The 426-nt window shown below is 62.7% G+C and carries 1 riboswitch.

Annotation, left to right across the window (positions count from 1 at the left end):
- Positions 1 to 274: 274 nt before the first annotated feature.
- A riboswitch (cobalamin riboswitch) is annotated at positions 275 to 346 on the top strand.
- Positions 347 to 426: the final 80 nt, after the last annotated feature.

Raw genomic sequence — 426 nt, 5'->3', positions numbered from 1 at the left:
ACCTATGACGATCAGGCTCGCGCCCAAGTGAAACTGGCTTCCGGGGATGCGACCGACCCTGGCTCCCGTAACGCCGCGCTGCAACAGCTGCTACTCGGCAGCGACACCTGGCAAGTGCAGAGCTGACAACTCCCTGAGGCGAGGCCGACCGCGATTCTAACGTCGGTACCTCGCGGTTCTGAGTGCTGCTGTCCGGTCGATGTGGGGGTGACCTTGGTGGGAGGTACTATGTTCGCTGTCGGCCTAATGGGTGGGTTGATGCCTAGGTGGTGTGGGGAAGTCGGTGAGAATCCGACGCTGACCCGTAACCGTGACCATGCCTGTGTGGTGTGGGAGTCGGGGTACCAGGTCACGTGGGGGTGGTGTGGGGTTCCGTCGCGGGTTACGGGGTCGGCATCGACGCGTGAACGTCTGTGTTGTCTGTGG

Origin of the sequence: Mesobacillus maritimus, from assembly GCF_023715205.1 — a bacterium.
Taxonomy (GTDB): Bacteria; Bacillota; Bacilli; order Bacillales; family Cytobacillaceae; genus Mesobacillus_B; species Mesobacillus_B maritimus_C.
Note: the sequence above shows the minus strand (reverse complement) of the source record. Positions and strands in the feature narration are given on the sequence as shown.